Genomic DNA, 25,963 nt, shown 5'->3' on the forward strand with positions numbered 1-25,963 from the left:
ATGAATACCCAATATCGCTGTGCAAACTCCGTCCGGCGCACGTTGGTGCGCGATACCAAAGGCAGCAACGGCCAGCCAGTGGTCAACGGCATTGACTACCTGGAGGTTGACCCGGCCGATCACAAGAAGCTGCTGGTGCACTTCGTCCATCCCCTGCCCGGCCAGCCGAACGGCGTGCCCGCAGCCCCGGCCCTGGGGGCGGACGCTGTCGTCATCACGGGCGGGGTCCGGGTCACGGCCATCGGCATCCTGAAGGTGGAGCCGGCCGGGAACGTTTTGACCGTGACTGTGGGCAGTGTGGGCGACTTCTCGACCTACGTCCTGCGCCTGGTCTCACCGGTATCGGCCGAAGGGACGCCGCCGGCCGGCTTCGACCCGCAACTGGCCGAGGTGGCGTTCTCGTTCAGGGTACACTGCCCGAGTGACTTCGACTGCGTGCAGGCCGAGGTGTGTCCCGAGCCGGCCTTTCCGTCACCCCCGATCAACTATCTGGCCAAGGACTACGCCAGCTTCCGCCGTCTGCTGCTGGATCGCCTGGCGGTCGTCATGCCGGATTGGCGGGAACGCAATCCGGCTGACCTGGGGGTGGCGGTGGTCGAAGCGCTGGCCTATGCCGGGGACTACCTCAGCTACGCCCAGGACGCGGTGGCTACCGAGGCCTACCTGGGCAGCGCGCGGCGCCGCGCCTCGGTGCGTCGCCACGCTCGGCTGGTGGACTATGTCATGCACGACGGGGCCAACGCCCGCACCTGGGTCTGCTTCGAGGTTGACCGGGACCTGATCGGGACACCCGACAAGCCGGTATTGAAGACTGGGCGGGCCATCACGGCGCAGGCGGACCCGTCGCTGGTTTTCGAGACGCTGCACCCGGTCATTTCGCTCAGGGTTGAGCGCAACCCGATGGCCTTCTACACCTGGAGCGATCCGGACTGCTGCCTGCCCAAGGGCGCCACGCGCGCGCACCTGACGGGCAGCGCCGCCGATCTCGACCTGGCCCAGGGAGACGTGCTGATCTTCGAGGAAGTGCTGGGACCGGATAGTGGGCGCCGCGAGGATGCCGACCCGTCCCACCGCCACGCGGTACGCCTGAGCGCCACACCCCAGGAGCAGACCGACCCGCTGTCTGAAACGAAGGTGCTCGAGGTCCAATGGCACGCTGAGGACGCGCTGCCCTTCCCCCTCTGCCTGCGCGAGTTCCCCGATCCTGCAGGCCCCGGCAAGAGATTGGCTGTCACTGTAGTACACGGCAACGTCGCGCTGGCCGATCATGGCCGGACGGTGGAAGAGAACGAGGCGGCCGGGACGCTCACCCCGACGATCGTGCTTATGGGCCGCCCTTATCGGCCCCGGATCGAGGAAACCGGCTTGACGCACGCGCTGCCCTACGACGATAAGGAGGCGCGTACCAGGCCGGCCGCGGCCGCGCTGCGCCTCGACTTGCGACAGGTGCTGCCGGTCATCAAGTTGCATGGCGAGGGTGCGTTGTGGCGGCCCAGACACGACCTGTTGAACAGCGGTCGCTTTGCGCCAGAGTTCGTCGTGGAGATGGAGGAGGACGGGCGAGCCACGCTGCGTTTCGGTGATGACGCGCTGGGCCGGCGTCCGGTCGAAGGAACAACTTTCCGGGCATCCTATCGCATCGGCAACGGCCCGGCCGGCAACATCGGCGCCGACGCGTTCGACCGGCTGGTCGAACCGATCGCCGGCGTCAAGGTGCGCAACCCCATGCCTGCCGCCGGCGGGACCGCCCCCGAGCCAACGGAGCAGGTCCGGCTGTATGCGCCCCAGGCCTTCCGCTCCCAGGAGCGCGCGGTCACCGAGGCCGACTACGCTGCCGCCGCCGAGCGCCACCCCGGCGTCCAGCGCGCCGCAGCGACACGACGCTGGACAGGTAGTTGGTACACCATGTACGTCACGGTTGACCGGCGCGGCGGCCGGCCCGTGACCGCCGACTTCGAAAATGAGATGCGCCTCTGGCTGGAGCGCTTCCGTCTGGCCGGCTACGACCTGGAGATTGACGGGCCGCGCTACGTAGCTCTCGACATGGCGTTGACCGTATGCGCCGCGCCGGGGTACTTCCGCAGCAGCGTCAGGAAAGCGTTGCTGGACACCTTCAGCCGCAACAGCCTGCCCGATGGCCGCCGCGGCTTCTTTCACCCCGACAACTTCACCTTTGGCCAGGCGGTCTACCTCAGTCAGATCATCGCGGCGGCCATGCAGGTGCCGGGCGTGCAGTGGGTGGATACCGAAGAAGGGCCGGGCAAGTCCAATCGCTTCCGGCGTTTGGGGCAGGACGCCCACGGCGAGGTCGCCGAAGGCCGCATGACGCTGGGCCGCCTGGAGATTGCCCGTCTGGACAACGATCCCAGTGCCCCGGAAAATGGCAAGCTGGACTTCATCATGGGGGGTGGCCTATGAGCAACACCGACGATGTCCTCCTGCGGGTGCTGCGAGGCGAGCATCCCGGAGCCGACCGTGGTTAACCGTCCTGGACTGCCGGCGCTGGCCTATCGGATCGGCACGCATGGTACGTTTCTGCGGCGCATGCTGGCCCGTCTGCCCAGTCAGCCGATCCCTGACGGCCCGCACGCGGGTCAGCGCCCCCTGGCCGGCCTGACCACGCGGGCGATCGCCGATCCGGCGATCGCGCTGCTGGACGCCAGCGCGGTCCTCATGGACGTACTGACCTTCTACCAGGAACGCATCGCCAACGAGGGCTACCTGCGCACAGCTACCGAACGGCTCTCGGTGCTGGAGCTGGCGCGGGGAATCGGTTATGAGCTAAGCCCAGGTGTGGCGGCAAGCGCCTTTCTGGCCTTCACTGTGGACACGGCCACCGGGGCGCCACCGACCGCCATCATGCCGAAGGGCACCCGGGTGCAGAGTATCCCCGGCCCCGGCGAGCTGCCGCAGACGTTCGAGACAAATGCCGGGATCACCGCGCGCGTCGAGTGGAATGCGCTGAAGCCGCGTCTCACCCGGCCGCAGGAACTGGCGATCCGGGAAACTGATAACAAGCTTTATCTGCTCGGCATCAGCACACGCTTCGGCGATCTCTTGGACCAGCCGATGACGGACATGTATGCGCTTGACGCCGGCCTGGCTGCCGAGCTAAAAGACATAACGGAGGCCCAGGCGGCAGAGGTGCAGCGGGTCTTCTTCACCGGCGTCAATACCGGCCTCAAACCCGGCGATATCGTGCTACTGGTGGGCAAGCGGTCCGATCCAGGGGACCTGGTGACGCTCGTGCGCTCGATCGGACAAGTCACGGCCAATCCGGAATTGAACCGCACCCAAGTGGATTTCGAAGATGAAGTGACCGCCGAGCCACCAAAGCCGCCTTCTTTCACACCCCAGGTCCACAAATTCGCGGTAGCCAAGCTGGTTCAGCTTGCTTTCACGGCAGACAAGATCAAGACGTCGGTCGTCCGTCAGAGCTGGCGCGAAAGCGAGTTGAGCGCCTTTGTTGCCGTCCAGGGCTGGAGCCGAACAAAGCTGACGCTCAACATCAACTACACGCCGCCACCGCCTCCTGCGCCGCCCCTCGCGCCGGCCGATCCGGGCGCTTTTGCGTTCCGGTCACGGCTCGGCATCTTCGGCCATAACGCGCCGTATTTCCCCAGCTTGCCGGCCGTTCCCCACAGTAACTACTTCATCCCATGGGATGACGGCAGCGGTCTGTCCATCTGGAAGGATTCCAGGAAACCTGCCGACGCTCCGGCCGTCGCGGTTTATTACACCGGCGCCGATCTCTATCTGGAACGTAACGTGCCTGGCCTGGCGGGCAGCGGCTGGGTGGTTCTGGAGCGGCCGATCAATCACTACGCAGCCTACCGGTTGCGCTCTGCCACCGACGCATCCGTGGCGGGCTTCGCCATGAGCGCCAAATCCGTCGGCTTGAAATTGGGCAAGCCCGATGATAAAGCCACGGAACTTCAAGCGGACACGACCGACAGGCCCGAAGATTTCAGGGTGCGTAACACGACGGCACACGTCCAGAGTGAGCGCCTGGTGCTTGCCGAGCTGCCCATCGAAGATCCGATCGCGGCCAAGAGTACTGAGATCCAGCTCGACCGCATGCTGCTCGGTCTCCAGGTCGGCCAACCAGTGGCGATCACGGGTGAGCGCGACGACCTGCCGGGAGTGACCGTCAGCGAGATAGTGATCCTCGCCGACGTCATCCACGTCGGCGGCTTCACGACGCTGGTCTTCCCCTCGCCGGGCCTGAAGACCACGTACGTCCGCAAGACCGTGACCCTCAACGCCAACGTCGCGGCCGCCAGCCACGGCGAGACCGTGACGGAAGTGCTCGGGGCCGGTAATGGCGCGCAGGCCAACCAGCGCTTCACCCTCAAGAAGCCGCCCCTCACCTACACATCGTCCGCCGATGCGAGTGGTGTGCAAAGCTCGCTGGAGGTGCGCGTGGACGGGGTGCGGTGGGAGGAGGCGCCGCGGCTGTATGGCCTGGCGCCCACCGACCCGCGCTTCAGCGCCCGCGCCGGTGACGACGGCAAGACGACGGTCGTCTTCGGCGACGGCGTCACCGGCGCGCGGCTGCCCACCGGGGTCGAGAACGTCACGGCAACCTACCGCAGCGGCATCGGCCTGGGCGGGATGGTGGGCGCCGGCAAGCTGACGCTGCTCCAGTCGCGCCCCTTGGGCATCCGGTCGGTGATCAATCCGACCCCTGCGACGGGCGCCGCTGACCCGGAAAACCGCGACAGCGCCCGGAGCAACGCGCCGCTGACGGTGCTGACGATGGATCGCATCGTCTCGCTGCGCGACTTCGAGGATTTCGCGCGTGCCTTCGCCGGCATCGGCAAGGTAAAAGGCGTGGCGCTCTGGCGCGGTGAGACGCACTGGGTGCATGTCACCGTGGCGGCCGAGGCGGCGGTCGGCGACGATCCCGATGCGGCCGCCTCACCCCTGGCCAGCCACCAGGTGGATGCGACGTCGGAGCTGTACACCAACCTGGTAGCGGCCATGGCGGCGGCGAGCGACCCGTCGCAGCGCTTCCGCGTCGATACTTACCAGCCCGTGTTCTTCGACCTGCGGGCGCGGATCGTGCGCGACGCGCGCTACCGCTGGGCCGATGTACAGGCGGCCGTCACGACGGCCCTGCAAGCCGCCTTCGCCTTCGGCGCGCGCACGTTCGCCCAACCGGTGACCGCGGCCGAGGTGATCTCGGTCATCCAGCGGGTGGCAGGCGTCGTGGCCCTGGATCTCGAGCAGCTCTACCGGCTGGACGGGCCGCAGCCCAGCCCCAGCACGATCCTCGAGGCGGCGCTGGTACGTTGGGAGGCGCAGGAGGAAGCTCCGCAGCTGGCCGAGCTGCTGCTGATCAACCCGCTCGGCATTGGACTGGAGGAGATGCTGCCATGAACGACGCGACCCAAGAACGCCTCTACGGCCTGCTCCCTGCCATCTACCGCCTGCGCGATGCGGCTGAGGGCGAGCCGTTGCGCGCCCTCCTGGCGGTCATCGGTGATGAGCTGGGGCTGGTTGATGACGACATCTCCCGCCTGTACGACAACTGGTTCATTGAGACGTGCCAGGAATGGGTCGTGCCGTACATCGGCGACCTGCTGGGCGTCCAGGGGCTTTACCCGATCCAGGCGGCGGGCTTCACCCAGCGGGCGTATGTGGCCAACACCGTCGCCTACCGGCGCCGCAAGGGCACGGCGGCTGTGCTGGAGCAGTTGGCCCGCGATGTGACCGGTTGGCCGGCCGTGGCGGTCGAGTTCTTTGAACGGCTGGTTACGACGCAGAACGTCAACCACGTGCGGCCCCACGCCCCTGCGATGCCCGACATTCGAGACGCAAATCAGCTCGGATTCCTGGGTGGGCCGTTCGACCGTACGGCGCACACCGCGGACGTACGGCATATTGACAACGGCCGCGGCAAACACAATATCCCAAATGTTGGTTTGTTCCTGTGGCGCCTTCAGGCCTATCACATTGATGGCGTCACCGCGCGCCAGGTAGCCTCGAACGACGAGCGCCGGTACGCCTTCAGCCCGCCAGGCAAGAATCAGTCGCTTTATCATCTCGCCAGGACGGAGGATAGCATCACCCAAATGGCGCAGCCGCTGGACGTCCCGCTGGCCCTTAGTCGGCGCTTCCTGCTGCGCAACCTGGATGCCTGCTACGGCACAGAGAACGAGCCTCGAAGCCTGCTGATTCGCGCTGGAGGCCAGGTTCGGCCCATTGGCGATATCCTCGTCTGTGACCTATCGGACAAGCAAGGCGGAGGATGGGCGCATTCACCGCCGGCCGGCAAAGTGGCTGTTGACCCGGAACTGGGCCGGATCGCGTTCGGGAGCGATCCCGCCGGCGCCATCGAGGTGGGCTACACCTATGGCTTCGGGGGTGACCTGGGCGGCGGACCATACGACCGCCGCGATTCTGTCGAAGACTTCCTGCGGGACTTTGCCGCCAGTCAGAACACCTGGCAGATGGGCGTAACACAGCAGCCGCCCGTCGGGGCTGGAACACAGATCGTGACAACCCTGGGCCAGGCCGTGCAGGCCTGGAACGACCAGCCCGCCGGCGCCCAGGGCATCATCGCGCTCATGGATAGCCGCACCTATCGGGAGGATCTGGTTGGTGCGCTGGCGATCCGTATCCCGGCCGGCAGTCGGCTGCTGCTGGTCGCCGCGGGGTGGCCCGAGGAGCCGGACGCGTCGGGGCAGCGCATCGCCGGGCGCATTGCTCCCGCCGACTTGCGGCCCCATCTGCACGGCGCGCTTGAAGTAATCGGCACGGCGCCGGCCGGCGCCCTGCAACCAGGTGCGTTCGCACTGAACGGCCTGTTGGTGGAAGGGACTGTCACCATGTTGGCTGGCAACCTGGCTGAGCTGCGTCTGGCACATTGCACACTTGTACCCGGCAGCTCCAGCCTGGCGATCAAGATGGAAAACCAAGCGGGGCAGGGGAACGAGAACCTGACTGTGAGGCTCAACCGCAGCATCTGCGGCCCGCTCAGCCTGCCGGAAACTATCCGCGCGGCCAGCATCACGGCCAGCATCGTTGGCGGCGATCTGAGCGGCCCTATGTTGGATGTGCAGGCAAGCACGGTGTTGGGCGCGACCCAGGCAGCGAGCCTGGAGGCATCGAACAGTATCTTCGATGGCATGGTGATCGTCGAGCGCCGCCAAATCGGCTGCACCCGCTTCTGCTACCTCCCGTTCGAGTCGCTGGCGCCGCAACGGTATCGGTGCCAGCCCGCCGATGCGGCGTCGGCCGGGCGCATCTTCCCGACCTACGCCTCCACAACCTACGGCGAGGCGGATTACGGGCAGCTTGCCGGCACAGTTGACCCTGAGATCGGCACTGGCGCCGAGGACGAAGGCGAGATGGGGGCTTTTCACTTTCTGCAAGCGCCGCAGCGGCTCAAAAACCTACGCGTGAGCCTGGACGAATACCTGCGCTTCGGCCTGGAGGCCGGCGTTTTCTTCGCTTCCTGACAGGGAAGCGCACTTGTATGTAGAGGAGATAGAGGAGATAGTATGAAAGGCGATTTCTCACGTCTGACCTTCCGACGGGATAAACACTATAGCAGCGTGCGTATGCAGCAAGGCCGCGTTCTGCTTGACGCAGAATGGAACGAACAGGCCGATATCCAGGCGCAGCGCGCTCAGGCAACCACGCGCGACGTGATCGGACCATCCGGGGCGCCTGTGTCCCCGCTGGGGCAATTCAGGAACTTCCAGGTCAGGATCGCAGGAAGCGCCTTCGAGATCGCCGACGGCCAACTCTATGTGGATGGCATCCTCTGCGAAGCCACTGAGATCGTCCCGTACGATGCCCAGCCCGACTACCCAGGCGCGCCCGCGCTCGTCTCGGGCCAGGCTTACCACGCCTACCTGGACGTCTGGGAACGTCATCAGACCGCCCTGGAGCAGTCGGGCGACGACCAGCCACAGATTCGCGAGGTGGCGCTCGGTGGGCCTGACACGACGACCCGCCTCAAGACCATCTGGCAGGTGAAGGCGCAGGCGTTGGCCAACGCGGCCGCTACGTGCGCCGACTTTGGCCCGGATTGGATCCCTGACGGGGTCGCGGGCGCCGGCAGGTTGCGCGCCGATGCTGCGCCGGCGCAGCCTGCCGCCAACGACTGCCTCGTCCCGCCGGGCGGGGGCTATCGCCGGCTGGAGAACCAGCTCTACCGGGTGGAGATCCACGAGGCTGGCGCGCCCGGGACCGCCACCTACAAATGGTCACGCGACAACGGCAGCATCCTCACGAAGGGGGTCAAGGTTGACGCAACGACGCCGGCCGCGCCAGTCATTACGGTGTCCGATCCGGGCAAAGACGCCGTGCTCGGCTTTGCGGCGGCCGCGTGGGTGGAGATCAGCGACGAAGAGCGCACCTTGCGCAACGAACCCGGTGTGTTGCTCGAAGTCACTGCGGTCAAGGGGGACAGAATTACGCTGAAGAACCCGGCCAATTTGGCGCTGGCAACGGGCACCCGGCCGACCGTACGGCGTTGGGATGGCATCGGAACGGTCCAGATCGGCACACCCGAGGCGCCCAAGTGGGTGGAGCTGGAAGATGGCGTCATGGTGGAGTTTAGCGACGGAGCTTATGTGTCGGGCGACTACTGGACGGCGCCAGCCCGCAGCTTGACGGGCCAGGTCGAATGGCCACGAGGGGCAAGCGGCCCGGTCTTCGAGGGGCGTCATGGGCCTACGCATCACTACGCTTCGCTGGCGCTATTGATCCCCGCGGGGGATACCTGGACGGCGACGGACTGCCGCAAGCTATTCCCGCAGTTGACCGCGTTAACGACCCTGCTGTACGAAGGCGGCGACGGCCAGGAGGCGCTGCCGGGCCAGCCGCTGACCCTGCCGCTGCGCGTACGCGTGGTGAATGGCCAGGCGCCGGTGATCGGCGCGCCGGTGCAATTCGCGCTGATGGCGGGCGGCGGGAGCCTCTCTGCCAATGCGCCGGTGGCTACGATTGCGCCTGATGGCATCGCCGAGTGCATCTGGACGCTGGGCTTAGACGGTCCGCAGCAGGTGCAGGCCGTGCTGTTGGACGCCGGCGGGAACGCGGCGCCGGGTCAAGTCCTGGACTTCAACGCCACGGTCAGCGTCGCCAGCCAGGTGGCCTACGACCCGACACAGTGCAACAACCTGGGTGGCGTCAGTACAGTCCAGGAGGCCATTGACAAGCTCTGCGGGCTCCTCGGCGTCGGGCCGCAGGACGAAGTGGTCCACATTGTGGAGGTGCTGGCGCGCGCGGACGGGGGCCCCATCGAGAATGACGGCGACCTGCCGGTCGAACGCCTGCTCGCCGGGATCGAGATCGTCTGCGACCGGGATATTTTCCCGGAAAGCGTCAGCAACCGCGTCGATCGGTTCCAGAACGCTGTCTGCTTCGTGACCCTCGACCTGCCCTTCCCCAGCCGGACGCAAAGCCAGGACTGGCGTGCTGCCCCATTGACTGTACTGGGTTTTCAGACCATCACCCTGGCAGCCGAAGTGAGTTCGGAGGGCAACAACGTCATCCGTTGGCGGCCCACAGAACCTGCAAGTCAGTGGCTGAGGACATCAATGTTCAGTGCAATAGAGGGCAATACTCACGGCCAGATAGGGGCAGTCCTGACGCGGCTTACCCTGAAGGGCAACTTCATCTGGTCGCGTGACACCGATCCGGAGAAGCCCGAGATCTACCTTGACGGAAACACCTTCGGCGCGTTCGTCAATGGCCGCACGGCGGCCAGACTGCCCCGAGGCGACGGGCGACGCGGCGGGGATTTCGAAATGTGGTTCTGGCTGCGGCCGGGATAGCATGACGACTACCTGATCTGGGGGCGTCGCCACGCACTGGCACTTATTGGCGCCTGAGCACGACCTGGCCCTTGCGATGACCAGGTTCCACGAGGAATGTCGTCGCTGCGGCTACGCCTCTTCCGTCATCGCCGCGTCCGTCAACCCTTCCCGCACTGCGTAGAGCGCGGCCTGGGTGCGGCTGGTCAGGTGCAGTTTGCCGAGGATCCGGCTTACATGGGTGCGCACGGTCGGCTCGCTGACCGCGATCCGGTCCGCAATCTCCTGGTTGCTCAGCCCCTGGGCAATCAATTGGAGCACCATCATTTCGCGCGCCGTGAGCGCTTCCGGGGCAGGCTGCTGCTCGACTGGGCGCGCGATCTCTTGCAGGAGCTTGCGGGCAATGGTCGGATGAAGGGATGGCTCGCCGCGATGCACCTGGCGGATGGCCCGCACGAGTTCCTCAGGCGAGGAGTCCTTGAGCAGGTACCCCAAGGCTCCCGCTTTGATCGCGGGGAAAACCTTGCTGTCGGCCGCAAAGCTGGTCAGCACGAGGATGCGCGTCTGTGGCTGACGGCTGATGATCTGGCGCGTCGCCTCGATGCCGTCCATGCCAGGCATCAGCAGGTCCATCAGGATAACGTCAGGGTGGGTCTCTTGGGCACGCAGCACCGCTTCCTGGCCGGTATCGGCTTCCGCCACCACCTCGAACCCGTCGGCTTCAGAGAGCAGGGCGCGGATACCCTTGCGCACGATGGCATGGTCATCAACAATCAAGACACGAACGCTCGGTTTTGCCAACCGAACGTTTTCTTCCGTCATATGGTCACCTCAACCTTTACCCGCGTGCCCTCGCCAGGCATGCTTTCGTACGTCAGTTTCCCACCGACGCGTGCAGCGCGTTCGGCGATGGTACGCAAGCCGCCCCGCCCCTCGACGGGCACCGCTTGCGGATCGAAACCCACGCCATCATCCACCACTTCGAGGGAAAGGGTCGCGACGGTGAAGTGCAGATGCACGGCCACATGCCGGGCCGCCGCATGTTTGCGCACGTTGTTGAGTGCCTCTTGCGCGATCCAGTAGAGGTCGCCCTCGATCGCGATGGGCAACCGCCGCTCCCCCTCGACGCGGAGCTCAGTTTGCAGACCCGCGCGACCCTCGACGGCCGCCAGGCGCAACTGCAATGCGGCCACCAGCCCTTCCGTCTCCAGCACTGGCGGGTGCAACTGGAAGATGAGGAGCCGCATGTCGCGCATCCCCTCCTGCGCGGTCTCCTGCAGATCCTGCAGATAGCCGGCCGTGACCTCTTGTTTGCCGGCCGCCAGCGCCAGGGCCGCGGCGTTGGCATACAGGGTCACGCTATAGAGCGATTGTGTGACCGAATCGTGCAACTCACGGGCCAACCGTTGCCGTTCCGCCAGCACGGCCAACTGCTCCGCCTGCTCTTGCAGCCGGGCGTGCTCGATGGCCATCGCGGCCTGGTTGGCGAATACGGACATGATAGGAACGTCGTCCTCAGTGAAGCCGCCCACCTTATTCACCACGTCGAGCACGCCGATGACCGCGCCGTTGACGTGCAAGGGCACGGCGAGCAACGCCGTGAGATCCGAAGGCCACTGGTAGACCTGGACCTGCGCGAAGGAAGCTGGATCATTCAGCCGCACCGGCGCACCCTGGCGCACGACCTGACCCGCCACGGAGCCATCCACCGGCACCGGTTCGGCCGCCGCCAACGGCTTGCCCAAGCGATGCTTGACCTCCAGCCAGGCCTGGTCGGTCAGCAGCAGGACCGCGCTGCCCGTCGCCCCGACCAAGCCCTGGGCCTCGGCGCAGACGATGTCCAGCACTTGTTCCAGCACTGTTTTTTGGAGCAAGCTCACCAGAAGGCGGTTGAAGCTCTCGCTCTCGGCCAGCCGCCGTTGCAGTGCATCATTCAGTTCGGCGTTCTTGCGCGCCAGCGCCGCGCGCGCTCTCTCGCGCTCGTCAATCTCGGCCTGCAGCCCATTCAGAATTTGGCGTAGGCGCAAGATGACTACAGGATCAGAAATCTGGTAGGTCATGATGCTACCTCCTGTGCTGATTTTACCCGATCTGGCATTTTTTTTCAACATACGTAATTGAACACCGAAGACATCAATGAAGACATCAATCACCCCTCATCCGGATGGCAACGACGGCCCATAGCCACAGGGAGGCGAAGGTGATCGAGCCCAGGGTGTCGCTGGGGTAGTGTACGCCCAGGTAGATACGGCTGACAGCCACGACGAGTACCCACGCTGCGGCGCAGATGGCCCCGGCGCGGTGACCCTGCCGCCATAGAAAAATGGCCAGGAGGCCGTAGACCGCGACCGAGGTCGTGACATGACCGCTGGGAAAGCTGAAACCGCTTTCGACGACCAGGGGTGGGAAGAGCGCAGGTCGCGGGCGCGCGAACAGCAGTTTCAGCACCATGTTGAGTGCGGTCGCGCCGACGAGGCTGATGGCGACGGTCGCGGCATCAAGCGCGCGGCGCCGCCAGAGAAACCAGCCGGCGAGGACCAGCGCCAACCCAATGGCCCCGGCCTGCCCGGCCTGGGTAACGACCCGCATGACCGTATCGAGCCACGGTCGGCTGAACTGGTGCAGCGCCAGGATCAACGGTGCATCCCAGGCAAACCCCTCGCGGAACCAAACGTCCTCGGCCAGCTCCGTGAAGACGGCGACCAGCGCTAACAGGATACCTAACCCGATGAGCCAGCGCAGCACCATGCCCCGCGGCGGGGGATGCTTGCCCCAGGCACGCAAGCGTTGCATCTTTGACATCCCTTTTGATCAGGGGAGAGGGCCAGCGGGCGCGCCGGCGGTCGGGCGCACGGTACTGATAGTATACATGGCTTCCGGCTAATGAGGCAAACGATTGACTCACCCCCACCTCCGTGCAATCCCCGCGTCGCCACTGGGCCGAGGTAGAGTGGCCCGAACCAATCACTTGTCAATCCACTTGGGGAACTTCCCTCACGCTCGATTTTGCGAGTTGTACAGTCTCGCAAAGATGACTATAATGAGAGTGACGCCTCGACATGGGCAGTTGCAGCTTGCATCCGCGCCGGTTTTCAAGAGGCCGCTAATCGAATTCTCACGCTTGAGGTTCATCGTCCGTGCCATCCTACTACGCGTTCAGCATCCTCCTTTCTGCCTTTCTGCTCTTCCAAATCCAGCCGATGATCGGCAAGATCATCCTGCCCTGGTTTGGCGGCACCCCAACCGTCTGGTCAACAGTCCTGTTGTTTTTCCAGGTGCTCTTGACCGCCGGTTATGCCTATGCCTATTGGCTGCTCGGCCGCGTCCGTGGCCGCTGGCAGGGAACAGTCCACCTGGGCCTGCTCGCCCTTTCGCTCGCCTTGCTGCTGGCCACGGCGTTGCTGTGGCGTTCGCCGCTGACACCGCCCGCCAGTTGGCGACCGCTGGACGGTGATTTCCCCGTCTGGGACATCTTCAGAGTCCTGGCTGTCTCGGTGGGCATCCCCTATTTCCTGCTGGCGACCAACAGCACCCTCATGCAGGCCTGGTTCAGCCGCGACCACGCGCAGCAGACGCCCTATCGCTTGTACGCGCTGTCCAATGCCGGCTCGCTCGTGGCCCTGGTCAGCTATCCCCTCATCTTCGAGCCACTGCTGACGCTGCGGACGCAGGCCTATCTGTGGACTGCAGGGTACACGCTCTTTGTCGCCGTGGCAGCCTATCTGGCTTGGCGAATCACGGCCGGGCGCGCGGTCGCAGAGCAGCCGGGGACGCCGGAAAGTCAGCTTGGCGCGGAAAAACGCTCCCGACTCGGCGTCTATGCCCTGTGGCTTGGCCTGGCCGCATGCGCCACCACGCTGCTCATGGCGGTGACCAATCAGGTTACCCAGGAAGTGGCCGTCATCCCCTTCTTATGGGTGCTGCCCTTGACGGTGTACCTGCTGACCTTCATCCTGGCCTTTGCCGGCGGGCGTTGGTATTCCCGCCGGCCATACCTGGCCGCTTTTTTCATCCTCAGTCTCATCAGCCTGTGGATGCTCGTGAAGAATCCGCCGTTCAGTATCAGCGCCCAACTCATCGTCTACACACTGCTCTTGTTCAGCGCGTGTATGCTTTGCCATAACGAGCTGTTCAGGCTGCGTCCCTCGCCCCGCGGCCTGTCGTCGTTCTACCTGATGGTGGCGCTGGGCGGCGCGCTGGGCGGCATTTTCGTGACCCTGGCCGCGCCGTTGCTGTTCACCACCGGCTTCTGGGAACTGCAATGGGGATTGGTCGCCTGCGGCATCCTGCTGACCCTGGTTCTCCAGGCTGACAGCGCGCCGGTCGTGCGCAAGCGCGGAGTCAAGGCCTCTGTGCGCCACGCCGCGCCACGCCGCTTCAAGCCGGCGGTGTTCGCATCCGCGGCTGCGGTGTTCGTGCTGGGTCTCTTGATCGTCCTCATCATGCGCGCCATCTCCACCGACACCCTCGTGGCCACGCGCAACTTCTACGGCGTCCTCCGGGTGTGGGAGATCAACACCGCGCAGCCCGAGCTGCTGGCCTATCAACTGACGCATGGCAGGACCGCGCACGGCTTTCAATTTGCCGCCAATGAGATTCGCAAAGTGCCCACGGCGTACTACAGCGAGCCGAGCGGTGTGGGCCTGGCGATCGCCAATCACCCGGCCCGCCCCGGCCCCTTGCGGGTGGGCGCGCTGGGACTGGGCATCGGCATCATCGCCAGCTATGGCCAGCCGGGTGACGTCTATCGCTTCTACGAGATCAACCCCGACATCATTCGTATCGCGCAGGGCGAGGATGGCCGTTTTTCGTTCTTGCGCGATTCGGACGCCGACATTCAGATCGTCCCCGGGGACGCGCGCGTTTCACTCGAACGTGAATGGGCGGCCGGCGGTTCGCAGCGCTTCGACCTGCTGGTGCTGGACACCTTCAGCGGCGACACCATCCCGCTGCATCTGCTCACTCAAGAGGCCTTCGCCATCTACCAACAGCACCTCAACCCCGGCGGCGTCATCGCCATCAACGTGTCCAACCGCATCTTCGACCTCAGCCAGGCGGTCTACCGGTTGGCGGATGAATTTCAACTTGGCGCGGCCCTGATCGAGCATCCAGGCGACAGGCTGCAAAGCTACGACTCTCTGTGGATGCTGCTCAGCCGCGAGCCGGCGTTCCTGCAACTGCCAGCCATCGCCAGCCGCAGCACACCCCGCCCCGCCTCACAGGCAGCCGCACGCCTGTGGACAGATGATTACAGCAATCTACTTCAGATCATTCGGTGAGCAGTTGTACGATCCAATTCATCTTTCATTGGGTGAACGCCAGCGCGTGATCTGCTCAACCGGCATTCCGCCGGCAGGCGCGCGACTCTACAGGCAGCCGCGCAAAATTTAAGGGCTTGACCCATTCGGTGGTAAAATGGCGCCCATGAAGGAGGAGCTTTTCATGGCTTACGATAAGATTGTTATCCCCTCAGAGGGTGCGCGCATCAGTGTGCGCGAAGGAAAATTGCTCGTGCCCGATCATCCCATCCTGCTGTTCATCGAAGGCGATGGCATCGGCCCGGACATCACGCGGGCCAGCATGCGTATCTGGGATGCGGCCGTGCAGAAGGTCTACGGCGGTCAGCGCAAGGTGGCCTGGGCTGAGATTTACGCGGGCGAGAAGGCGTTCAATACCTATGGCGACTACTTCCCGCAAGAATCGCTCGCTGCGATCCGCGAGTTCTATGTCGGCATCAAAGGCCCGCTGACCACGCCGGTCGGCGGCGGCTTCCGCAGCCTCAACGTGGCCCTGCGCCTGGAACTCGATCTTTACGCCTGTGTGCGCCCGGTGCGCTGGTTCCCCAACGTGCCCAGCCCGGTGCGCCACCCCGAAAAGGTGGACGTGGTCATCTTCCGTGAGAATACCGAAGATGTCTACGCGGGCATCGAGTACAAGGCCGGCTCGCCTGAGAACGAAAAGCTGGCGCGCTTCCTGCGTGAGGAGATGGGCGCACACTTCTTCGAGGGCGCGGGCATCGGCATCAAGCCGATGAGCGCATTCGGCACCAAGCGCCTGGTGCGTAAGGCCATTCGGTACGCCATCGAATACGGCCGCAAGAGCGTCACCTTCGTACACAAAGGCAACATCCAGAAGTTCACCGAAGGCGCGTTTCGCAATTGGGGCTACGAGTTGGCCAAAGAGGAGTTCGGCGACATCACCATCACCGAGGATGAACTGTGGCAGGCGCCCTACAACGGCCAGGCGCCGGCCGGCAAGATCGTCATCAAGGATCGCATCGCGGACATCATGTTCCAGATGATGCTGCTGCGGCCGGATGAGTTCGATGTCATCGCCACGCCTAATCTCAACGGCGACTATCTGTCGGACGCCGTGGCCGCGCAGGTGGGCGGCGTCGGTATCGCCCCCGGCAGCAACATCGGCGATCACATGGCCGTCTTCGAGGCCACACACGGCACCGCGCCCAAGTACTCCAACCTGGACAAGGTCAACCCCGGCTCGCTTCTGCTCTCCGGCGTCATGATGCTGGATTACATCGGTTGGAAAGAAGCCGGTCAGGCCATCATTGAAGCCTACGTCAAGACGGTGGAGCAGGGGATCGTCACCTACGACTTCGCTCGCCAGATGCAGGGCGCCACTGAGGTCAAGACCTCCGAGTTCGCCTCGGCCATCATCGCCAATCTGTAGTAGTGCAAAGTGCAGAGTGCAAAGTGCAAAGCCCTCCCAACGTTCTGCATTTTGTACTCTGTACTTTGCACTTTGTACTTTACTCGTTCTGCCTGTATAATCACTTATGTGTGACTTTCTGAACAAACTGCGCTGCGTCATAGCCCGCGTGGCGGTGAAGGTTTAGGATGGCACATCGTTTACTGGCCTTAGGAGTTTTCGGCATTTTGACCTGAGGCCTGAACTCAGGCCGTGGCTCGCAGCTTCGTTGTTGAAGCTGCGATGCAGTTCAACCACACTAGGAGGCTAACTCGTTATGGCGGCGCTCATTAAGTCGTTTTGGCGGGGCATCACCTACCGGGGCAGTGACGGTCACTGGGCCTGGATGATGCATCGCGTCGGCGGATTAGGTATTTTACTTTTCCTCGTTCTGCACGTATTCGACATCTACCTGATGAACCTGGGTGAAGAGACCTTCTCCAAATTCCTGTTCCTCTACAGCGGCCCCCCCTTCAAGGTCATGGAAGTCTTCCTGATCTTCGGCGTCATCTATCACGCGATCAACGGCCTGCGCATCATCATCGTTGACTTCTGGCCCTCCTCCACGAAGTATCAACGCTTGATGTACCGGATCGCACTGGTTATCGTCTTACTCATCTTCGTGCCCACGGCCATCATCACCCTGAGCACCATTTTCAACCCCGCCTAGGAGGAGCCATCATGAATGCACTGTCGCAATATCGTGTGCGCGGCCGCCGCTTCGAGGCGCTGTCCTGGTTTTTCATGCGCTTTTCTGGCCTGGTGCTGCTCTTCCTCGCCATGTTCCACCTCCTCTACATGCATCTGTACCTGCGCGTCGAGGAGATCACTTTCGATGTCATCGTGCAGCGCTGGACTGGGCCTTCCGGCTGGTTCTGGAGCCTTTACGACCTGGCGCTGCTCCTCTTCGCCATGCTCCACGGCGCCAACGGCGCGCGCTGGGTCATTGACGACTACGTGCGCCGCCCTGGCTGGAACATGGTGGTCAAGAGTGTGGTTTACCTCTTGATCGGCCTGCTGATCCTGATGGGCGTCATGACCATTTTTCGCTTCCAGGTTGCGGCCTGAGACGGAGATCAACTATGCCAACCCATCAATTTGATGTCGTCATTGTCGGCGCCGGCGGCGCCGGTTTGATGGCAGCCCTCTACGCATCCCAGGGCGCCAAGACCTGCGTGGTCAGCAAGCTCTATCCTACCCGTTCCCACACCGGCACGGCGCAGGGCGGCATCGGCGCCGCGCTCGCCAATCTGGAAGAAGACCACTGGGAATGGCACGCCTTCGACACCGTCAAGGGCAGCGACTACCTGGGCGACCAGGATGCCATTGATTTCATGTGCCAGGAGGCCGTCAATGTGGTCTACGAATTGGAGCACATGGGCCTGCCCTTCGACCGCACGGCCGATGGCCGCATTTCGCAGCGGCCGTTCGGCGGCCACACCAACAATACCACCAAGAAACCGGTGCGCCGGGCCTGCCACGCGGCCGATCGCACCGGCCACATGATCCTGCAGACCCTCTACCAGCAGTGCATCAAGAACAACGTCACCTTCTTCGACGAGTTCCACGTGATTGACCTGCTCGTCACTGACGGCAAGGTCAACGGCATCGTGGCGCTGGAAATTGACACCGGCGAGTACCACGTCTTTCAGGCCAAGGCGGTTTGCTTTGCCACCGGCGGCTTTGGCCGCGTCTGGCAGATCACCAGCAACGCGCACGCGCTGACCGGCGACGGCAACGCCATCGCCCTGCGCCGCGGCATTCCGCAGGAGGACATGGAATTCTTCCAGTTCCATCCCACCGGCATCTGGCGCATGGGCATCCTGATCACCGAAGCGGTGCGCGGCGAAGGCGGCGTGCTGATCAACGGCAAGGGCGAACGCTTCATGGAACGCTACGCGCCGACGGTCAAAGACCTGGCCTCACGCGATGTCGTCTCACGCGCCATCTACCTGGAAATCATGCAGGGCCGCGGGGTGGAGGGCAAGGACTACGTCTATCTCGACGTGCGGCCGGAGACGATCAACAAGTACGCTGAGTTAGATGGTCGCAAGGGGCTGGATGGTCAGCCGATCCGGGTCACGGCCGAGCAGATCGAGAGCAAACTGCCCGACATTGCCGATTTCTGCCGCACCTACCTGGACGTGGACCCGGTGAAGCAGCCGATGCCGATTCAGCCGACCGCACACTACGCTATGGGCGGCATTCCCACCAACCTGGGCGGGGAAGTGGTGATTGACGACAAGGGGACGGTGCTGCCCGGCTTTTACGCGGCCGGCGAGTGCGCGTGTGTCTCGGTTCACGGCGCCAACCGCCTGGGCACCAACTCCCTGGTTGACATCGTGGTCTTCGGCAAGGTGGCCGGCGTGCGCATGGCGGCTTACGCCAACCAGGTTGACTTTACGCCGCTGCCGCCCAACCCGGAGGCTGAGATCAAGGCGCGGCTGGAGGGGATTCGCAACGCCGCGGGCGCCGCGGGCAAAGAAAACGTGGCCGACATCCGACGCGACATGCAACTGCTGATGATGGCGAATGTGGGCGTCTTCCGCACAGAGCAGTTGTGCCAGGAGGCGTTGGACAAGCTGGCGGAGCTGAAGCGGCGCTATCAGAACATCGCCATCATGGACAAGGGCAAGCGCTACAACACCGAGCTGCTGGAGGCGGTCGAATTGGGCAACCTGCTCGACCTGGCGCAGGTCACGGCCGCGGCCGCGCTGGCGCGCACCGAGAGCCGCGGCGGCCATGCGCGGGACGATCATCCCAAGCGTGACGATGCCAACTGGCTCAAGCACAGCCTGGCGCTCCTGAAGGACGATGTGGAGGGGACCGGCGTGGAATTGACTTACAAGCCGGTGACGGTGATCAAGTACCAGCCGAAGGAGCGAGTTTACTAAGCGCTGAACGCTGAATGCTGAATGCTGAATAAGGAATGCTGATGATGCAAGTCAATATCAAGATTCAACGCTTCAATCCTGAGCAGGACAAGAAGCCCTACTGGAAAACGTATCAGGTTGAGGCGGCGCTCAATGACCAGATCCTTGACGTGTTGCACCAAGTCAAATGGTATCAGGACGGCACCCTGACGCTGCGCCGCTCCTGTGCGCACGGCATCTGCGGCTCGGACGCGATGGTCATCAACGGCCGCAACCGCCTGGCCTGCAAGACGCTGGTCAAGCATGTCGGCGCCAACATCACCGTGGAGCCGATTCGCGGCATGAAGGTCGTCAAGGACCTGGTGGTGGATATGCGGCCCTTCTTCGCCAAGTATCGCTCCGTCCTGCCTTTCCTGATCAACGACAGCGCGCCTCCGGACACCGAGCGCCTGCAGACCATCGAAGCCCGCGCGCGCTTCGATGACACCACCAAGTGCATCCTGTGCGCGTGCTGCACCACCGCCTGTCCGAGCTTTTGGGCCAACGAGGACTACGTCGGCCCCGCGGCCATCGTGCAGGCGCACCGCTTCATCTTCGACGACCGCGATCAGGGCACGATGCAACGCCTGGAAGTGCTCAACGAGCGCGACGGCGTCTGGCGCTGCCGCACCGTCTTCAACTGCGTCGAAGCCTGCCCGCGTGATATTGACATAACAAAAGCCATCGGCGACATCAAGAAGGCGCTCCTCTACAGCAACTTCTAAGCCCCAGGCCCCCAAACGCGGCTTCCAGTCCACGCAGGTGGACTTCGCAATCGTTGCAGCGACCTCGTCGCCCGACGACAAAACCATCCTGCCAGGCGCCTCCTGGCAGGATGGTTACTTTGTGGGGGGATTCGATGACGATTTCTCTTTTTCTACCGACCGCCGGTCGTCAGGTGCCCATCAATGACCTTTCACTGGGCGCTTTCCGCTCCGCCTTCGCCGCGCTGACCGCGCCCAGCCTTGACAGCCTGACCGGCGACTACCGGGCGGAGTTCGTGGGACCGGCCTGGCTGCGCCGCTTTGCGCCTCCTGGCCTGGCCATCACCCCGCTGGCCGGCTGGTTGGGCAAGTCCTTCGACGGCCAGGGAAACGGCATCAACCTGGTGCGGCGGCGCGGGGTGGTGCAGCGCGTGCTGCCCATGCGCGCCCAATGGCTGCCCTCGGCCGTAGATGGCCGCCCCGGCGTCACGTTGACCTACGCGCCTGGCTCGCTGTTTCCCTTCGCCTACGTGGTGGACGAACTGCGCACCATCGAAGCCGACACCCTGCTCGGCCTCAGCTTTGCCACCGTGCCCTGGCTCGCACGCCTGCCCATGCCTTTTTTGCTGCGCCACGTGCCTGTTCTTCTTGACGATTCCGATGATGCAGAGTAAAATCTAGTCAGACTAGACAGGTGTGCATAAGGTGCATAAGGGAGGTGACTCATGACGCAGGTTTGGCAATTGCAGGAAGCAAAGAGTAGATTCAGCGAAGTGGTGGAGGAAGCCGTGAAGAATGGTCCGCAGCTAATCACAAAACGGGGCGTGGATACGGCGATCGTCTTGTCCTTTGCGGACTATCGCAGACTGTTACTGCACCAGAAAAAACTATTGGAATTCTTTCGCATTTCGCCGCTGGTTGGCGTGGATCTCGATCTCAGGCGAGATACCAGTCCGTTGCGCAACGAGGAGGTCCTGTGAAGAACCTGTTGGATACCAATGTGATCTCGGAGCTTGTCGCTGCGCGTCCCAACGAGCGCGTTGTTGCCTGGATTGATGCAATTGATCCCGCCAGTGTGTACCTCAGTGTGGTGACTGTCGGTGAATTAGCAAAGGGCATCGCGAAACTCGCCGAGTCGGCCCGCAAAACTGCACTTCATCGCTGGTTGACCGAGGATCTGTTGATCCGCTTCGACGATAACCACATTTTGGAACTTAACGTTCCCGTGATGCTGGTCTGGGGAGAATTGGTTGGCCGTTTGGAGCGGAGCGGGCATCCCCTGCCGGCGATGGACTCACTCATCGCAGCCATTGCCCTGTACCATCAGTGTGTCCTGGTCACACGCAATGACGCCGATTTTCGAGACACGGGCGTTTCGGTATTCAATCCCTGGCAATGATCGCTGCCAGAGATCGGATCGCAGGTGGTTGTGTCGGAGATTCTCGCGGGCAAGCGTGAGTTGAAAAACACATCCTGCCAGCGTCCCTGGCAGGATGTTCCTTATCAGGCGATTACCACATCGCTCGGTGTGAAGAAGTGAATGTTGCCCTCTTCCCGGCCGAGGGCTTGCACCTGACCCAGGTTGCGGGCAAAGAAGGCGTAATGAACATCCCAACGGGCTGTGTCGCCGCGCAACCAGAGAAGTCCCTTCTCCATCAAGGCGTTGAGATCGGCCGTCGTCACCGGCGTCGCGCGCCAGCGGGCTTCACCGAAGACGACCCGGCGCACCATTCGTAAATCAGGCTCGATTTGCCCACGCGGCGCCGGCCGTACAGCACGGCAAACTCCGCGCCCGGTCGGGCATAGCGGGCATCGAGATAGGAGAGTTCAGGCTGGCGGTTCAGAAACATCCCCACCTCCACAAACGTCGCTCGCCGAGATAGCTTTGTGAAGCGTAGCCCCGCAAGATACGCTTGCCAAGAACGCGGTGCTGATTCCTGGCGGGCGGCAGAGTCTTACCACGAATCGAATTTTCACGAATTCACAGAAACCAATTCGTGAAAATTCGTGTAATTCGTGGCGAAATTCCTGGCGCCCCTCACGCCGATGTGATCGCGAGGGCGACGGCGCCCAGGCCGAAGAAGTCGAGCTGCTGCTTCTCGATCTCGTCGAAGATCGCGAGCAGCCGCTCATCGGCCGCGTCCAGCGGCTCGGAGGGCAGCAGGGGGCCGTCCGCGCTCATGTCGCGCCGCCGCAGTTGACCTGCACCTTGACCACCAGCCCGCAGCCGGGCGAGCGGCAGGGCAGGGCCAGGGTGTTCAGCCCCTTCTCCCCGCGGTAGACGACGCGATACTTGGCGCACGCGTCCTGGCGCTTGTACCAACTGATGTGCCCCTTGGAGCACCTGAACGCAAACCGATCTTCGGTCGCGTCCGGGGTCGTTGTCGTTTCATCCATCATAGTATCTCCTGTGGTTGTCTCTGCGTTCCACCGCGCGGTAATTTACCAGAGAGAACGCAGAGAATACAAAGAACACTTACCATAAGTAATTGGATCGAACAGCGGCTGCGGAGGCCGGCCGGGAAGCATCTCATCCGGCATGAGCGTGCGCAGGTCGAACGCGTGTGAGGGCGCGCCGTCGCAGGTGACGGCAACGTGGGAATCAGACGTGCGGGTTAGGGTGAGTTCCATGGGACAGAAATTCGGAATGATGAACGCTGAATGATGAATAAGAGGGGGATGATCGTTTACAGTGTAATGGGAGAGAGAAGGATTGTCAAATCAATCAGATATTGCGCCATATCTCAGTATGATTGTTTGTTTTGACAGAACATTTGTTTTGTTTCATAATAGATGTCATCACAGATGATGCTTCGGCAGTCATTGATTTGGAGCCTGACTCAATGAGTAACATGCATGGCTATCACGGACGATTGAACCGCCTGGTTGATGACATTCTCGCCGCGAATCCAGATGAAGCGCCGACATATTATCGTTACCTGGCAGCTCTGCGAAGCGGCGGCTTCTGAGGCCTGGTATGTGGACATTGTTGGATTTGTCTCCATGACAACGATCGTGCAGCACCTACTGTATGCCCGAGGTGTGGCCCGTTGGCCGTATGGCAGTCGCTATTTGACGATCTTGTATCGGGAGAACCAGACACGTTGGCCAGCAATGGACTGGTCTGTAGGTGACGAAAGCGCTTGACATCTCGATTCATCCCGGCTATACTATACGTTGTAAAATGTACGTTTTACAACGTATAGTATAGCCGGAGTGAAGAAGGGAAAATGAGGTGACAATAATGGCAGACACGGCCAGCGGCGCAACCATTGCTACAACCATTGAGCGCTTTCTGAATGATGCGATGGTAAGTACGCGCGGCACGCGTAAGACGTATCGCACGGCGCTCAACGCCCTCATGGAGTACGTGCAGGACAAACATGAACTTGATCCTGCACAAGCCCTGGTAACTGACCTGACCGTTGAACGACTCCTTGCGTGGGCAACGTGGCTTATTGACAGACGCGCCCTCCAGCGGCGCACAATGCAAACCTATCTCGCCGCGCTCACTTCTTACGTCAAGTTTCTGCATGTCAACAATCTGATTGACTTGCCAAGCAACCAGGCTGTTCGCCTCACGGAGGGACAGCGCCAAATACGCCGGGCCCAGCGGCCGCCACAAAGCGTACCCCACCCCCCCACCGCGGAGCAAATCGAAAAAATCCTCAAAGCTGTTCGTGAGCGCGTCATCGAACCCGGCAACGAGCGCCTGGAACTGGCACGCCTGCGCAACATCGCCATCGTGGAAACACTGCGTTCAACCGGCTTACGCGTCGCAGAACTGTGCAATTTGCGTCGCAAGCAGTTACGTCAAGACAAATCTGCCTGGGTCATCGGTAAAGGCGGCAAGGAACGAGAGGTATTTTTTGACAACACGGCATGGCGCGCGATCCAGACTTATGTCGAAGCTCGGCGCATGTTGGACGGCGCCAGCGGTCGCCCTCAGGGCGAATTGCCGGTGTTCGCTCGTCACGATAAGCGTGCCAGCAACAAAGTATTGAAGATCACAACCACGTCGGTCGAGCGGTTGTTCGTTGAGATCATGGCCGCTGCAGGCCTGAGCGACGCTGGGATTACGCCACACTCTCTACGCCACTATTTTGCCACCAAGGTCTATCAGGCCACGCACGATCTGGGTGTGACACAAACCATCTTGGGCCATAGCTCACCCGTCACCACTCGAATCTATGCCAAGTTGGAAGATGGGGCTTTACGCGCTGCGCACGAGGCTGCGTTTGGGCGAAGCATTCGCATCGAATCGCAGGAATAGTCAGAATACGTCAACTGGCTCCAATCTCAGGATACGCAGCAACTCATCAGTTGGAACAAATTCAACAAGCACTTCATTGCACCATCCCTGGGCCAGGTAGTCTGTACACCAGGGCCGCTGAATGAGGGCCGCTGAATGAGGAGCGTTGAATGGAGACCAGAGATCTGAGACCGTCAGAAACGGAATATGCAGCGCACTCTGCTCTCTTCCTCATTCAGCATTCAGCCTTCCTCATTCAGCATTCAGCATTCAGCCTTGCCACCTAGCGCCGATAGCGCGCAAACAGCGGCGCGACCCGCTCCGGCAGCCGCCCCACCAGCGTCGTGCCGGTGGCGTCGTGCTTTTCCTCTTCGATCAGCCCGCGTTGGTGAAACAGCGCGACCAGCTCTCCCTCGCGGTACGGGATGTGAACCTTGATCGCGGTGAACGACTCGGTCAGGAGTTCTTCGATGACCACGATCAGCTTCTCAAGCCCCTCCCCCGTCAGCGCCGACACCGGAATGCCGTCTGGAAAGCGCGCGCGCAACTCATGCGTGCGCTCCGATTCGTCTGGCAGCAGGCGGTCTATCTTGTTCAGCGCGGTGACAATCGGCTTGTCGGTCGCGCCGATCTCTGCCAGCACTTCCCCCACTGTCTCGGCCTGCTCCAACGCATTCTGATGAGTTATGTCTACTACGTGTAGCAAGAGGTCGGCTTCGCTGACCTCTTCCAGCGTCGCCCGAAAAGCAGCCACCAGGTCGGTCGGCAGCTTCTGGATGAAACCGACCGTGTCGGTCAGCAAGACCTCGCGACCGCCCGGCAGCACCAGCCGTCGCGTGGTGGGGTCGAGCGTGGCAAACAGTTGGTCGGCCGCGTAGACCGCCGCGCCGGTCAGCGCGTTGAGCAGCGTGGATTTGCCGGCATTCGTATAGCCAACCAGGGACACCACCGGAATCGCGGCCTGACGTCGGCGCTGGCGATACTGCTGGCGGTGTTTGCGCACCTCTTCCAGTTCGTGCTTCAGGTGCGTGATGCGCCGGACAATCTCGCGCTTATCCACCTCCAACTGGGTTTCGCCCGGGCCGCGCAGACCGACGCCGGCGTTGCCCCCGCGGCCGCCGCCCCCACCCGCCTGTCGCGCCAGGTGCGTCCACTGTCGGGTCAGGCGCGGCCTGCGATATTCGTACTGCGCCAGCTCCACTTGCAGCGCGCCCTCGCGCGTGCTGGCGTGCTGGGCAAAGATGTCCAGAATCAGCGCGGTGCGGTCGAGCAGTTTGATCTCCAGGCCGAGCAGTTTTTCAAGCACACGCTGCTGGCGCGGCGACAGCTCTTCGTCGAAGATCACGATGTTGGCCCCGCTGGCTGTACACAGGGCGATCAACTCCTCCACCTTGCCTTTGCCGATGAGCGTGGCCGGGTTGATCTCATGCAGCGTTTGGGTCAACGTCGCGACCACCTCCACATCCACGGTGCGCGCCAACTGCGCCAACTCGGCCATCGAGTCCTCAAGCGTCCAGGGCGTGTCCTGATTCGGTAGTTCGACGCCAACCAGCAACGCCACATCACGGGGTTTATCGGTTTCAATCAAATGCGTAGAAATAGTCATTCTCCTCTTCG

At 62.8% G+C, this 25,963-nt stretch carries 23 protein-coding genes; 15 read left to right on the top strand and 8 right to left on the bottom strand.

The window, feature by feature from the left end:
- Genes IPF85_RS00775 through IPF85_RS00790 form a run of 4 tightly spaced genes read left to right on the top strand, consistent with a single transcriptional unit; the run spans nt 1 to nt 9,794 of the window.
- Nucleotides 1–2,418 carry a putative baseplate assembly protein gene (locus IPF85_RS00775; protein ID WP_343406152.1) on the top strand — a complete coding sequence of 806 codons (2,418 nt, stop codon included), beginning with the start codon at nt 1–3 and terminating at the stop codon, nt 2,416–2,418.
- Between the two features lie 57 nt (nt 2,419–2,475).
- Complete coding sequence (locus IPF85_RS00780) at nt 2,476–5,382, top strand: putative baseplate assembly protein (protein WP_343406153.1); 2,907 nt, start codon at nt 2,476–2,478, stop codon at nt 5,380–5,382.
- Nucleotides 5,379–7,466: a hypothetical protein gene (locus IPF85_RS00785; RefSeq protein WP_343406154.1), complete on the top strand. Its 2,088-nt coding sequence runs from the start codon at nt 5,379–5,381 to the stop codon at nt 7,464–7,466. The genes IPF85_RS00780 and IPF85_RS00785 overlap by 4 nt, the downstream gene beginning before the upstream one ends.
- Nucleotides 7,467–7,508: 42 nt before the next feature.
- Nucleotides 7,509–9,794, top strand: a complete 2,286-nt coding sequence (locus tag IPF85_RS00790; protein ID WP_343406155.1) for a DUF6519 domain-containing protein — start codon at nt 7,509–7,511, stop codon at nt 9,792–9,794.
- Between the two features lie 111 nt (nt 9,795–9,905).
- Here the strand turns inward: IPF85_RS00790 and IPF85_RS00795 are convergent, their stop codons facing one another.
- The 3 genes from IPF85_RS00795 to IPF85_RS00805 form a co-directional block, all read right to left on the bottom strand.
- A complete protein-coding gene (locus tag IPF85_RS00795) occupies nt 9,906–10,595 on the bottom strand; it encodes a response regulator transcription factor (protein ID WP_343406156.1) in 690 nt (229 codons plus the stop codon).
- Complete coding sequence (locus IPF85_RS00800) at nt 10,592–11,833, bottom strand: GAF domain-containing sensor histidine kinase (RefSeq protein ID WP_343406157.1); 1,242 nt, start codon at nt 11,831–11,833, stop codon at nt 10,592–10,594. The genes IPF85_RS00795 and IPF85_RS00800 overlap by 4 nt, the downstream gene beginning before the upstream one ends.
- A gap of 85 nt (nt 11,834–11,918) precedes the next feature.
- Nucleotides 11,919–12,566, bottom strand: coding sequence for a phosphatase PAP2 family protein (locus IPF85_RS00805; protein WP_343406158.1), 648 nt, complete (start codon nt 12,564–12,566; stop codon nt 11,919–11,921).
- A 344-nt stretch (nt 12,567–12,910) separates the two neighbouring features.
- On the opposite strand from IPF85_RS00805, the gene IPF85_RS00810 reads away from it, so the two are divergent.
- The 9 genes from IPF85_RS00810 (at nt 12,911) to IPF85_RS00850 (ending at nt 21,493) form a co-directional block, all read left to right on the top strand.
- Nucleotides 12,911–15,052, top strand: coding sequence for a fused MFS/spermidine synthase (locus tag IPF85_RS00810; RefSeq protein WP_343406159.1), 2,142 nt, complete (start codon nt 12,911–12,913; stop codon nt 15,050–15,052).
- Nucleotides 15,053–15,215: 163 nt separating this feature from the next.
- The gene (gene icd / locus IPF85_RS00815; RefSeq protein WP_343406160.1) at nt 15,216–16,460 is read left to right on the top strand and encodes an isocitrate dehydrogenase (NADP(+)); all 1,245 of its coding nucleotides are present in this window, start codon (nt 15,216–15,218) and stop codon (nt 16,458–16,460) included.
- Nucleotides 16,461–16,755: 295 nt separating this feature from the next.
- Complete coding sequence (gene sdhC, locus IPF85_RS00820) at nt 16,756–17,148, top strand: succinate dehydrogenase, cytochrome b556 subunit (protein ID WP_343406161.1); 393 nt, start codon at nt 16,756–16,758, stop codon at nt 17,146–17,148.
- Between the two features lie 11 nt (nt 17,149–17,159).
- Nucleotides 17,160–17,546 carry a succinate dehydrogenase gene (locus IPF85_RS00825; protein ID WP_343406162.1) on the top strand — a complete coding sequence of 129 codons (387 nt, stop codon included), beginning with the start codon at nt 17,160–17,162 and terminating at the stop codon, nt 17,544–17,546.
- 14 nt (nt 17,547–17,560) lie between these two features.
- Entirely contained in the window at nt 17,561–19,372 is a 1,812-nt protein-coding gene (locus IPF85_RS00830) for an FAD-dependent oxidoreductase (protein ID WP_343406163.1), read from the top strand.
- A 44-nt stretch (nt 19,373–19,416) separates the two neighbouring features.
- Nucleotides 19,417–20,115, top strand: coding sequence for a succinate dehydrogenase iron-sulfur subunit (locus IPF85_RS00835; RefSeq protein WP_343406310.1), 699 nt, complete (start codon nt 19,417–19,419; stop codon nt 20,113–20,115).
- A gap of 134 nt (nt 20,116–20,249) precedes the next feature.
- On the top strand, nt 20,250–20,768 hold the full coding sequence (locus IPF85_RS00840) for a hypothetical protein (RefSeq protein ID WP_343406164.1): 519 nt from the start codon (nt 20,250–20,252) through the stop codon (nt 20,766–20,768).
- A 51-nt stretch (nt 20,769–20,819) separates the two neighbouring features.
- On the top strand, nt 20,820–21,074 hold the full coding sequence (locus IPF85_RS00845) for a type II toxin-antitoxin system Phd/YefM family antitoxin (protein ID WP_343406165.1): 255 nt from the start codon (nt 20,820–20,822) through the stop codon (nt 21,072–21,074).
- On the top strand, nt 21,071–21,493 hold the full coding sequence (locus tag IPF85_RS00850) for a type II toxin-antitoxin system VapC family toxin (RefSeq protein WP_343406166.1): 423 nt from the start codon (nt 21,071–21,073) through the stop codon (nt 21,491–21,493). Before IPF85_RS00845 ends, IPF85_RS00850 begins: the two co-directional genes overlap by 4 nt.
- Nucleotides 21,494–21,597: 104 nt before the next feature.
- Here the strand turns inward: IPF85_RS00850 and IPF85_RS00855 are convergent, their stop codons facing one another.
- The 4 genes from IPF85_RS00855 to IPF85_RS00870 form a co-directional block, all read right to left on the bottom strand.
- Nucleotides 21,598–21,825 (bottom strand): hypothetical protein, encoded by a 228-nt coding sequence (locus IPF85_RS00855; protein WP_343406167.1) that lies wholly within the window; start codon nt 21,823–21,825, stop codon nt 21,598–21,600.
- Entirely contained in the window at nt 21,774–21,944 is a 171-nt protein-coding gene (locus IPF85_RS00860; RefSeq protein WP_343406168.1) for a hypothetical protein, read from the bottom strand. Before IPF85_RS00860 ends, IPF85_RS00855 begins: the two co-directional genes overlap by 52 nt.
- Nucleotides 21,945–22,132: 188 nt before the next feature.
- Nucleotides 22,133–22,276, bottom strand: a complete 144-nt coding sequence (locus IPF85_RS00865) for a hypothetical protein (protein ID WP_343406169.1) — start codon at nt 22,274–22,276, stop codon at nt 22,133–22,135.
- The gene (locus IPF85_RS00870) at nt 22,273–22,491 is read right to left on the bottom strand and encodes a hypothetical protein (RefSeq protein WP_343406170.1); all 219 of its coding nucleotides are present in this window, start codon (nt 22,489–22,491) and stop codon (nt 22,273–22,275) included. Before IPF85_RS00870 ends, IPF85_RS00865 begins: the two co-directional genes overlap by 4 nt.
- A 446-nt stretch (nt 22,492–22,937) precedes the next feature.
- Between IPF85_RS00870 and IPF85_RS00875 the strand changes: the two genes are divergently transcribed.
- Both IPF85_RS00875 and IPF85_RS00880 read left to right on the top strand, forming a co-directional pair.
- Nucleotides 22,938–23,063, top strand: coding sequence for a hypothetical protein (locus IPF85_RS00875; protein WP_343406171.1), 126 nt, complete (start codon nt 22,938–22,940; stop codon nt 23,061–23,063).
- 275 nt (nt 23,064–23,338) lie between these two features.
- The gene (locus tag IPF85_RS00880; RefSeq protein ID WP_343406172.1) at nt 23,339–24,367 is read left to right on the top strand and encodes a tyrosine-type recombinase/integrase; all 1,029 of its coding nucleotides are present in this window, start codon (nt 23,339–23,341) and stop codon (nt 24,365–24,367) included.
- 262 nt (nt 24,368–24,629) lie between these two features.
- Here the strand turns inward: IPF85_RS00880 and hflX are convergent, their stop codons facing one another.
- Complete coding sequence (gene hflX / locus IPF85_RS00885; protein ID WP_343406173.1) at nt 24,630–25,952, bottom strand: GTPase HflX; 1,323 nt, start codon at nt 25,950–25,952, stop codon at nt 24,630–24,632.
- Between the last annotated feature and the right edge of the window lie 11 nt (nt 25,953–25,963).

It is taken from the genome of Candidatus Amarolinea dominans, assembly GCF_016704685.1.
Classification (GTDB): domain Bacteria; phylum Chloroflexota; class Anaerolineae; order SSC4; family Amarolineaceae; genus Amarolinea; species Amarolinea dominans.

What these genes read in the sequence shown, in the direction of transcription:
- IPF85_RS00775 (WP_343406152.1), top strand. Translation starts at nt 1, where the DNA reads ATGAATACCCAATATCGCTGTGCAAACTCCGTCCGGCGCACGTTGGTG.
- IPF85_RS00785 (WP_343406154.1), top strand. Translation starts at nt 5,379, where the DNA reads ATGAACGACGCGACCCAAGAACGCCTCTACGGCCTGCTCCCTGCCATC.
- IPF85_RS00790 (WP_343406155.1), top strand. Translation starts at nt 7,509, where the DNA reads ATGAAAGGCGATTTCTCACGTCTGACCTTCCGACGGGATAAACACTAT.
- IPF85_RS00795 (WP_343406156.1), bottom strand. Translation starts at nt 10,595, where the DNA reads ATGACGGAAGAAAACGTTCGGTTGGCAAAACCGAGCGTTCGTGTCTTG.
- IPF85_RS00800 (WP_343406157.1), bottom strand. Translation starts at nt 11,833, where the DNA reads ATGACCTACCAGATTTCTGATCCTGTAGTCATCTTGCGCCTACGCCAA.
- IPF85_RS00805 (WP_343406158.1), bottom strand. Translation starts at nt 12,566, where the DNA reads ATGCAACGCTTGCGTGCCTGGGGCAAGCATCCCCCGCCGCGGGGCATG.
- icd (WP_343406160.1), top strand. Translation starts at nt 15,216, where the DNA reads ATGGCTTACGATAAGATTGTTATCCCCTCAGAGGGTGCGCGCATCAGT.
- sdhC (WP_343406161.1), top strand. Translation starts at nt 16,756, where the DNA reads ATGGCGGCGCTCATTAAGTCGTTTTGGCGGGGCATCACCTACCGGGGC.
- IPF85_RS00825 (WP_343406162.1), top strand. Translation starts at nt 17,160, where the DNA reads ATGAATGCACTGTCGCAATATCGTGTGCGCGGCCGCCGCTTCGAGGCG.
- IPF85_RS00830 (WP_343406163.1), top strand. Translation starts at nt 17,561, where the DNA reads ATGCCAACCCATCAATTTGATGTCGTCATTGTCGGCGCCGGCGGCGCC.
- IPF85_RS00835 (WP_343406310.1), top strand. Translation starts at nt 19,417, where the DNA reads ATGCAAGTCAATATCAAGATTCAACGCTTCAATCCTGAGCAGGACAAG.
- IPF85_RS00840 (WP_343406164.1), top strand. Translation starts at nt 20,250, where the DNA reads ATGACGATTTCTCTTTTTCTACCGACCGCCGGTCGTCAGGTGCCCATC.
- IPF85_RS00845 (WP_343406165.1), top strand. Translation starts at nt 20,820, where the DNA reads ATGACGCAGGTTTGGCAATTGCAGGAAGCAAAGAGTAGATTCAGCGAA.
- IPF85_RS00855 (WP_343406167.1), bottom strand. Translation starts at nt 21,825, where the DNA reads ATGGTGCGCCGGGTCGTCTTCGGTGAAGCCCGCTGGCGCGCGACGCCG.
- IPF85_RS00860 (WP_343406168.1), bottom strand. Translation starts at nt 21,944, where the DNA reads ATGTTTCTGAACCGCCAGCCTGAACTCTCCTATCTCGATGCCCGCTAT.
- IPF85_RS00865 (WP_343406169.1), bottom strand. Translation starts at nt 22,276, where the DNA reads ATGAGCGCGGACGGCCCCCTGCTGCCCTCCGAGCCGCTGGACGCGGCC.
- IPF85_RS00870 (WP_343406170.1), bottom strand. Translation starts at nt 22,491, where the DNA reads ATGGATGAAACGACAACGACCCCGGACGCGACCGAAGATCGGTTTGCG.
- IPF85_RS00875 (WP_343406171.1), top strand. Translation starts at nt 22,938, where the DNA reads ATGAGTAACATGCATGGCTATCACGGACGATTGAACCGCCTGGTTGAT.
- IPF85_RS00880 (WP_343406172.1), top strand. Translation starts at nt 23,339, where the DNA reads ATGGCAGACACGGCCAGCGGCGCAACCATTGCTACAACCATTGAGCGC.
- hflX (WP_343406173.1), bottom strand. Translation starts at nt 25,952, where the DNA reads ATGACTATTTCTACGCATTTGATTGAAACCGATAAACCCCGTGATGTG.